The 7,742-nt window shown below is 71.9% G+C and carries 7 protein-coding genes and 2 pseudogenes; 3 read left to right on the forward strand and 6 right to left on the reverse strand.

The features are described from left to right. The 4 genes and pseudogenes from bioB to D8M29_RS06510 form a co-directional block, all read right to left on the reverse strand. On the reverse strand, window positions 1–1,015 hold a 1,015-nt coding region (gene bioB / locus D8M29_RS06495), incomplete at its 3' end, for a biotin synthase BioB (protein WP_127445855.1). Between the two features lie 107 nt (window positions 1,016–1,122). Beyond that, entirely contained in the window at window positions 1,123–1,560 is a 438-nt protein-coding gene (locus D8M29_RS06500; RefSeq protein ID WP_233263233.1) for a hypothetical protein, read from the reverse strand. Between the two features lie 65 nt (window positions 1,561–1,625). Beyond that, window positions 1,626–2,219, reverse strand: coding sequence for a GNAT family N-acetyltransferase (locus D8M29_RS06505; RefSeq protein ID WP_233263287.1), 594 nt, complete (start codon window positions 2,217–2,219; stop codon window positions 1,626–1,628). A gap of 63 nt (window positions 2,220–2,282) precedes the next feature. Beyond that, window positions 2,283–2,488 (reverse strand): annotated as a pseudogene (locus D8M29_RS06510) (transposase); the annotation flags it as partial. 97 nt (window positions 2,489–2,585) lie between these two features. Here D8M29_RS06510 and D8M29_RS06515 point away from each other — a divergent pair. Continuing rightward, window positions 2,586–3,815: pseudogene (locus D8M29_RS06515) on the forward strand (short-chain fatty acid transporter); the annotation flags it as partial. 178 nt (window positions 3,816–3,993) lie between these two features. Here the strand turns inward: D8M29_RS06515 and D8M29_RS06520 are convergent. Together D8M29_RS06520 and D8M29_RS06525 are read right to left on the reverse strand one after the other, a co-directional pair. Further along, complete coding sequence (locus D8M29_RS06520) at window positions 3,994–4,635, reverse strand: thymidine kinase (RefSeq protein ID WP_127435347.1); 642 nt, start codon at window positions 4,633–4,635, stop codon at window positions 3,994–3,996. An 8-nt stretch (window positions 4,636–4,643) separates the two neighbouring features. Then, complete coding sequence (locus D8M29_RS06525) at window positions 4,644–5,087, reverse strand: DUF3151 domain-containing protein (protein ID WP_012750707.1); 444 nt, start codon at window positions 5,085–5,087, stop codon at window positions 4,644–4,646. A gap of 78 nt (window positions 5,088–5,165) precedes the next feature. On the opposite strand from D8M29_RS06525, the gene D8M29_RS06530 reads away from it, so the two are divergent. Both D8M29_RS06530 and arc read left to right on the forward strand, forming a co-directional pair. Then, window positions 5,166–6,230 carry a tRNA (adenine-N1)-methyltransferase gene (locus tag D8M29_RS06530; protein ID WP_012750880.1) on the forward strand — a complete coding sequence of 355 codons (1,065 nt, stop codon included), beginning with the start codon at window positions 5,166–5,168 and terminating at the stop codon, window positions 6,228–6,230. Beyond that, window positions 6,231–7,742 (forward strand): proteasome ATPase (arc, locus tag D8M29_RS06535; protein WP_127445856.1); only part of this gene is annotated, 1,512 nt, incomplete at its 3' end. It lies immediately after the preceding gene.

Raw genomic sequence — 7,742 nt, forward strand, 5'->3', positions numbered from 1 at the left:
TCACGGTGAAGCCGGCGTCGGCGATCATCTGCAGATCCGCCTCGGCGTCCTGGCCCTCGGAGGTGAGGTAGTCGCCGAGGAAGATCGAGTTGGCCACCTGCAGGCCGACCGGCTGCAGGGAACGCAGGTGCATCTCGCGGCCGCCGGCGATGCGCAGCTCCTTGTCCGGGCAGGCCAGGCGGACCATGGCGAGGATGCGGAGGCACTCGAGCGGCGTGAGCTGCTGGTGGCCCTGCAGCGGGGTGCCGTCGAAGGGCATGAGGAAGTTGACGGGGATGGAGTCGGAGTCCAGGTCGCGCAGCGCGAGGACGGCCTCGACGAGCTGCTCGTGCGTCTCCCCCATGCCCGCGATCAGGCCGCTGCAGGAGGACAGGCCGGCGGCGCCGGCCCGCTGCACGGTGTCCACGCGCTGCTCGTAGGTGTGGGAGGTGCAGATGGACTCGTAGTGGGACTCGGCCGTGTTGAGGTTGTGGTTGTAGGCGTCGACGCCGGCGTCCTTGAGCTTCTCGGCCTGGCCGTCCTTGAGGAAGCCGAGGCACGCGCACACCTCGACGTCCGGGTGCTGGGCCTTGAGGTCGCCGACCATGCCGGCCACGCGGTCGACGTCGCGGTCTGTGGGGCCGGTGCCCGAGGCGACCATGCACACGCGCGAGGCGCCGCCGGCGATGCCCAGGCCCGCCTGGCGGACGGCCTCCTCCGGCTTGAGCCACGTGTAGCGCAGGATCTCGGCCTCGGTGCCGAGCCGCTGGGAGCAGTAGGTGCAGTTCTCCGGGCAGAGACCGGTCTTGAGGCTGACCAGGTAGTTGACCTTGACGGTGCGGCCGAAGTGCTTCTCGCGCAGGCGCGAGGCCGCCGCGACGATGCGGAACGTGTCCGCGTCCGGGGCGTCCAGCACAGCGACGGCCTCTTCAGCGGTGAGGCGGTGGCCCGCCTCGATGCGATCCACGAGGGCCTCGGGGTCGAGGGCGGCGGCGGGGCGGGGGTCGACGGCGGGGGCGTCCTGGGTGGCGGTCATGCGGGCCTCTCCGGTGGGCGGGGCTCGGCCCCGGGTGGGTCTGACCCGACGGACTCTAACAGTGTTCATTGAACAGTGTTCAGGAGTGCGGGACCATGACCCCGACGTCAGCGCCTGCGCCGGTCCAGAGGGACCGGCTCGGGCCGGGGCTGCTCCTCGAGCGTCGTCGTCGCCGCGAGGATGCCGTGGGCAGCGGCAGCGAGCACCGCGCCGAGCGGACCGGCCACGACCGCCCGGACGCCGGCGTCGTCGATCACGTTCAGCACCAGCCCCGGAATGACCGCGGCCCCCATCAGCAGCATCACCCACGCGGTGGAGCCGGCTCCGGCGTAGAACACGTTGCGGCGAGCCTGCTCCGCCTCAACCCGGTGATGCACCCCTCGCAAGGCGAGCATCGCTCCGAGGGCCGTGACGGCCACCAGCGTCAGACCCCAGCCCAGCCCCAGGTCCTGCCGCAGTCCCGCGAACACACCGGCCGAACCCACCAGGGCGGACGCCACACCGATGCGCCACCGCCACTCACGCTCATTCCCCACCCTGCTCACAGCCCCATGCTGGCACACGGCCCTCGGAGGCGGAGCGGCAGGTCATGCGGTCCCGGCCGGCGGGATCACTCCTGCGTAAGGGGCGAATGGAACTCCGAGGCGAGCATCGCGTAGGTGGCGCCATCCACCCAGCCGCGCGTGAGATGCAGAGACTCCTCCTTGAACGTGCCCTCGTGACGCATCCCCACCTTCTCCATGATGCGCAGACTCGGGGCGTTGTCCGCGAAGGCATGAGCCTCCACGCGTCGCACACCCAGATCGTTGAACGCGAAGCCCAGCAGGGCTCGAGCAAGCTCCGTGCCATAGCCCTGCCCCGCCTGGCGCGGATCGATCGTCCAGCCGATCTCGGCCTGGGCGTCCCGCGCTTCCTCCCGCGGGCCGCCCTGACTCCACGCGTCCTGCACCGCGGCCTTCCCGACACCGACGATGACGTCTCCGACCCGCACGGTGAGGCGGTCCCCCGCCGCGAGGTAGGACTCGCGCAGCGCGCCCTCACTCTCCGGGCGGCCCGAGGTCCACGTCCACACCTGCTCGAGACGGCAGAAGCCCCACACGGCGGGTGCATCGAGACCCCGGAACGGGGTGAGGGTCAGCCGGCGGGCTCGCAGCGGGAAGCAGACGCCTCGACTCGCGGCGAGATCCAGGAGAGGGGTGGCCATGACAGACAGGGTACGAACAAGAGTCCTCGAGTCAGCCCCCGGACAGACCAGTGCCCACACCCTGCGTCGATGCCAGGTCCACGCGGTCTGCCAGGGCCCGTTGACCTCGGGCAGATCCCGCCACGGAGTCCCGCACCTGCACCGGCAGATGATCGCTTCGACCATCGTGTGGACATTCGAGAAGGGTCGACCCTGCCGGCCCGTGCGGTCTGGAGCAGCGGGGCGATCAGCTCCGATCGGGCGTCGGAGACGACGTGCAACCGGGACATGGCTCCCCGGATCTCAGCGGGTCCCTGGAGCCATTCTCAGACACGCCCTAGGCCATCTCCAGCGCCGAGGCCCGCCTCACAACAGAGGAGGTCCTCGCTGCTCACTCCGGCCGGGCCGGCCGACGTCGTCGTGGGCTGGGGTGACGGCCTGTCCGGACTGCTGGCGTTCATCACGCAGATGGCGCTCGTGCTCATGCTCGGCCACATCCTGGCGAACACCGGTCCGGTGCGCCGCCTGCTCGCCCGGCTCGCCAGCATTCCCCGCACGCCCCTCGCCGCCTACATCTTCGTGTTCGTGGTGGCGGCAGCGGCCTCCCTCATCACATGGGGCCTGGGCCTGGTGGTCGGTGCGCTGCTGGCCAAGGAGGTCGCGGCGCAGGCCCGTGAGCGCGGGCTGGCCCTGCACTTCCCGATGCTGGTGGCCGCCGGGTTCTCCGGATTCGTGGTGTGGCACATGGGGTACTCGGGCTCCGGCCCGCTGACGGCCGCCACCCCCGGTTCATTCCTCACGGAGAGCCTGGACGGCCGGACGGTCCCTGTCTCGGAGACCACCTTCTCCTGGTGGAACATCACCGCCGCCGTGGTGACCGTGCTCGTCGTGGCCCTGGCCCTGTTCCTCGTCGCCCCGCGCGCCGGGGACCGGATCGTGGAGCTGGAGATCGACGCGCGGGACCAGGACGCCGTGTCCGCACCGGAGATCGAGACGCCGGCGGACCGCCTCGACGCCTCCCGTGTCCCCACGCTCCTCGTCGGCGCCATGCTCGTGGTCTACCTGGTGATGCACTTCATCGGCGGCGGCACCCTCACCCTGGACATCGTCAACTGGTCCTTCCTCGCGCTGATCCTGCTGCTGGTGCGCAGCCCGCACGAGCTGATCGGCCTCACCCAGTCGGCCGCGTCCAACGTGGGCGAGATCCTGCTGCAGTTCCCCCTCTACGCGGGCATCCTCGGCATGATGACGTCCACCGGCCTGGTGGCGGTGCTCTCGGACGCCTTCGTGGCGATCTCGAACCCGGTGACGTTCGGCCTGCTGGCGTTCCTGGCCGCGGGCCTCGTGAACTTCTTCGTCCCCTCCGGCGGCGGACAGTTCGCCGTGCAGGGCCCGATCATGCTCCAGGCCGGCGACGCGCTCGGCGTGGACCCGGCCATCACCATCATGGCCGTCTCCTACGGCGACCAGTGGACCAACATGATCCAGCCGTTCTGGGCGATCCCCCTTCTGGCGATCGCCGGCCTGAAGATGCGCGACATCCTGGGGTACACCACGGTCGTGCTGCTCGCGTCGGGGCTCGTCTTCGGCGGCACGCTCCTGCTCGTCTCGCTCTGACCCGATCGGCCGATGCCGGACGTGGCAGGACAGACGAAGGGCCCCGGGATCACCGGGGCCCTTCGCCTGTCATCACTCGCACCTTCATCACTCGCACCTCGATGAAGTGGTTCCACCGTACGAACCGAGCATGGGCGCAGCCGTCATGCAGCCTGGCAGTTGCCTGGCAATGGCCGCCTCAGCCCAGGGCACCGCCGGACTCCTCCAGGTAGCACGTGCCGCACAGGGACTCGTAGGTCACCTGAACACCGTCGATCGCCACCTGGTCCCCCTCGAACACGAAGTGCTCGGCGCCCGTGGCCGGGTCCACGACCTTGCGCGTGTTGAACACCGCCTTCCGGCCGCACCGGCAGATGGTCTTCAGCTCCTCGAGGGAGTGCGCCAGCTCCAGCAGCCGCGCGGAGCCCGGGAAGGAGCGGGTGCGGAAGTCGGTGCGCAGCCCATAGGCGATCACGGGGACGCCGTCGAGCACGGCGATGCGCAGCAGGTCGTCCACCTGCGCCGGCTCGAGGAACTGCGCCTCGTCCACGAGCAGACACGCCACGGGCGGAGCCTCCACGTGCCCCACGAGGGCGTCCGGGTCGTCACCGGTGGCGTGCCGGCGGAACAGCTCCCGCACGTCCGCGCCCGCCGGGACGAGGAAGTCCACGGCGCGGGTCACACCGAGGCGGGAGACGACGTCGCCCTCCCCCTTCACGTCCACCTCCGGCTTGGCCAGCAGCACCCGCTGGCCGCGCTCCTCGTAGTTGAAGGCGGCCTGCAGCAGGCCCGTGGACTTGCCGGAGTTCATGGCCCCGTAGCGGAAGTAGAGCTTGGCCACGGCTCCGCTCAGCCCTGGGCGCGGCCCTGGCCGGCCTCGATCTGCTCTGCGGCCGTGGGGTCCGAGTCCCGCAGGAAGGTGCGGATGCGCTCGACCTCCTCGGACTCCCCGATCCCGGCGGCCGCGCGGCCCAGCGCGTACAGGGCGCGCAGGAAGCCGCGGTTGGGCTCGTGGGCGTACGGCACCGGGCCGGCGCCGCGCCACCCCGCCCGGCGCAGCGCGTCCAGACCCCGGTGGTAGCCGACGCGGGCGTACGCATAGGAGTCCACGGTCCGGCCCTCGGCCCACGCGTCCTCCGCCATGAGCGCCCACACCAGGGAGGACTCGGGCGCCACCGGCACGATGTCCTCGGGCAGGTCACCTGCCTCGAGCCGGGCCAGCACCTCCGGCTCCTCCGGCAGGCGCGTGGCCGGCGGCTCCATCAGGTTCTTGCCGATCAGGGACTCGGACATGGGATGCCTCTTCTCCCCGCGAGACGATCCTCGCCGCCGTCGACGCGACGCGGCGTCCCTGAACCGAAGGAGCCCCCCATGACCGAACCCACCGGCGTGAGCGCGCGCCGCGGCCCCCTGCGGGCCGGCCAGCGCGTGCAGATCAAGGACGCGAAGGGCCGCCTCAACACGATCACCCTGCTGCCCGGCGGGGAGTTCCACAGCTACCAGGGCGTGCTGCGGCACGACGACCTGATCGGCGGCTTCGAGGGCGTCGTGGTCGAGAACTCGGCCGGCCAGCCGTACCAGGTGCTGCGCCCCCTGCTGAACGACTTCGTCCTGTCCATGCCCCGCGGCGCCACGGTGGTCTACCCGAAGGACGCGGCGCAGATCGTGCAGCAGGCGGACATCTTCCCGGGCGCCGTCGTGGTCGAGGCCGGCGTGGGCTCCGGCGCCCTGTCCATGTCCCTGCTGCGCGCCGTGGGCGACCACGGTCGCCTGCACTCCTACGAGCGCCGCCCGGAGTTCGCGGACGTCGCCCGGGCCAATGTGGAGGCCTTCTTCGGCGCCGAGCACCCCGCCTGGTCGGTGCACCTCGGCGACGCGCAGGAGGAGATGCCCAAGGTCCACGAGCCGGGCTCCGTGGACCGGGTGGTCCTGGACATGCTGGCCCCCTGGGAATGCCTCGACGCCGTCGCCGAGGTCCTGGCCCCCGGCGGTGTGTGGCTGAACTACGTGGCCACCGCCACCCAGCTCTCCCGCGTGGCCGAGGCCATCCGGGACTCGGGCCGCTTCACGCAGGTCGAGGCCAACGAGACCCTCGTGCGCGGCTGGCACCTGGACGGGCTCGCCGTGCGCCCCGACCACCGCATGGTCGCGCACACCGGCTTCCTCCTCACGGCCCGCCGCCTGGCCTCGGGCGAGGAGGCGCTGCGCCTGAAGAAGCGCTCCAAGGTCTCCGAGTTCAAGGCCGAGGACGTCGAGGCCTGGCAGCCGGCCGACGAGGCCCGGTGGACGCCCGAGGCCCTCGGCGAACGGCCGGTCACGGACAAGAAGGCGCGCAAGGCGGCGAAGGAGGCCCGCCTCATGGCCGCGCGGTCACGCGCCGCCGAGCAGGGCGTGGACGCGTACGGTGGGAGGACCCCGACCGGGGAGCAGGACTGAGTGGACGGAGCACCGGTGGACCACCACGCGCAATCAGGCACGGAGCACGCCGAGCAGCGCCTCGCCGAGGCGCGGGAGCTGCTGCGGCAATCCCAGGCCGAGGCCGAACGGCTGCGGCACCAGCTGCAGTCCGCCCAGCGGCACGCCGCCGGCCTGAGCGAACGCCGTCGGGCCGCCGAGGCCCAGACGCAGACGGCCGCCCGCAACAACCGGCGCATGGTCGAGCTGCTCGAGGCCACGCGCGCCGAGATCGCCACGCTCAAGGAGAACCTGGACGCCGTCACGCATCCGCCGTTCACCTTCGCCACCCTCGAGGCCGTCCACGCCCCGCGCGAGCCCGAGGAGGGCGTGGAGACCGGCGCCGTGGTGCGCGGGGGAGCGGACGTCGTGCAGAACGGCCGGCGGCTGCGCGTGACGGTCTCCCCGCTGCTCGACGCCGCCCGCCTCACCCCCGGCGCCCAGGTGCTGCTGGACGAGTCCAGCTCGATCGTCGGCGTCGCCCCGGGCACGGGGTCGGGTCAGCTGCTGCGCGTCAAGGAGGCGCTGCCCGACGGCGGCCTCGTCCTGGCCGGCACGGCGGACGAGGAGCGCGTGGTGCGGCGCGCGCCCGCGCTGGAGGGCGTCGACCTGCGCCACGGGGACGCCGTCACCGTGGACGCCCGCGTCGAATGGGCGCTGCGGCGGGTCGAGCTGTCCGAGGTGGACGAGGTGCTGCTGGAAGAGGTCCCGGACGTCACGTTCGAGGACATCGGCGGCCTCGGCCCGCAGATCGACCGGATCCGCGAGGCCGTCGAGATCCCGTTCCTGCACCCCGAGGTCTACCGCGAGCACGGCCTGCGCGCCCCCAAGGGGATCATGCTGTACGGCCCGCCCGGCACCGGCAAGACCATGCTCGCCAAGGCCGTGGCCAACGCCCTCTCGGTTCGCAGCGCGGACGGCGAGCGCTCGTTCTTCCTCAACGTCAAGGGGCCCGAGCTGCTGAACAAGTACGTGGGCGAGACCGAGCGGCAGATCCGCGTCATCTTCGACCGGGCCCGCGAGAAGGCCGACGCCGGCTTCCCCGTGGTCATCTTCTTCGACGAGATGGAGTCGCTGTTCCGCACGCGCGGCTCCGGCGTCTCCTCGGACGTGGAGACCACGATCGTCCCGCAGCTGCTCACCGAGATCGACGGCGTCGAGGCCCTCGAGAACGTGATCGTCATCGGCGCCTCCAACCGCGAGGACATGATCGACCCGGCCGTGCTCCGCCCCGGCCGACTGGACGTGAAGATCCGCGTGGACCGTCCCGACGCCGCCGGCGCCGCGGAGATCATGGCCAAACACCTCACCGCGGACGTGCCCCTGCACGCCGACGACGTCGTCGCGGCCGGCTCCGCGGACGCGGCCCGCGCGACGCTCATCGCCCGGACGGTCGCCGCCCTCTACGACCGCGGCGCGGACACCGCGCTGGCGGAGCTGACGGACGTGTCCGGCACGACCCACGCCCTGCACCTGGCCGACCTCGTCTCGGGC

The organism is Micrococcus sp. HSID17227 (assembly GCF_003989405.1).
Taxonomy (GTDB): domain Bacteria; phylum Actinomycetota; class Actinomycetes; order Actinomycetales; family Micrococcaceae; genus Micrococcus; species Micrococcus luteus.

Excerpts from the sequence above, each read along its gene's own strand:
- D8M29_RS06530 (WP_012750880.1), top strand. The coding sequence starts at position 5,166 with ATGACCGAACCCACCGGCGTGAGCGCGCGCCGCGGCCCCCTGCGGGCC.
- D8M29_RS06525 (WP_012750707.1), bottom strand. The coding sequence starts at position 5,087 with ATGTCCGAGTCCCTGATCGGCAAGAACCTGATGGAGCCGCCGGCCACG.
- D8M29_RS06505 (WP_233263287.1), bottom strand. The coding sequence starts at position 2,219 with ATGGCCACCCCTCTCCTGGATCTCGCCGCGAGTCGAGGCGTCTGCTTC.